Annotated in this window: 1 protein-coding gene; it reads left to right on the forward strand. The window is 44.5% G+C overall.

Going from position 1 to position 587, the window contains the following annotated elements; all coding sequences use genetic code 11:
• A partial coding sequence (locus H8700_RS01340; protein WP_249302465.1) for a DUF5688 family protein occupies positions 1-587 on the forward strand: 587 nt, incomplete at both ends.

Genomic DNA, 587 nt, shown 5'->3' on the forward strand with positions numbered 1-587 from the left:
TTTATGGAAAGGGCATATGAGCAGGCTCCGGTTGTTGATGTGGACAGCATTATGAAGGATGCTAACGAGAAGATTGTATTCCAGCTCATCAATACAGAGCAGAATAAAACATTTTTGGAACAGGTGCCTCACAGGGAGTTTCAGGATCTCTCTATTGTGTATAAGGTAATAATCAGTGCCGATAAGGATGCGGTGCAGAGTTCAAAAATTACAAATGAATTTGCGAAAAGACTTGGAATGAGCGAGGAACAGCTCTTTAAGTGTGCAGCGGAAAACACAAGAAGACTCTTCCCACCTGTCGTTCGTAGCATGAATGACATTATGAGAGAAATGTTCGCAAGGGATGGGATGCCACAGGAGATCGCAGAGATGATGATAGCTGAGATTCCACCGGAGCAGACGATGTGGGTGATTTCCAATGAAAAGGGTATCAATGGTGCAGCGTCCATGCTTTATGAGAATGAGCTTCATGAGCTGGCAGAGAGTTTAGAGAGTGACCTTTATATTCTCCCTTCGAGCGTGCATGAGGTTATTGCAGTATCTTCAGATATGGGAAGCCCTGAGATGCTTGCACAGATGGTAGTCGA

The sequence above is a fragment of the Jutongia hominis genome, from assembly GCF_014384965.1.
Taxonomy (GTDB): Bacteria; Bacillota; Clostridia; order Lachnospirales; family Lachnospiraceae; genus Butyribacter; species Butyribacter hominis.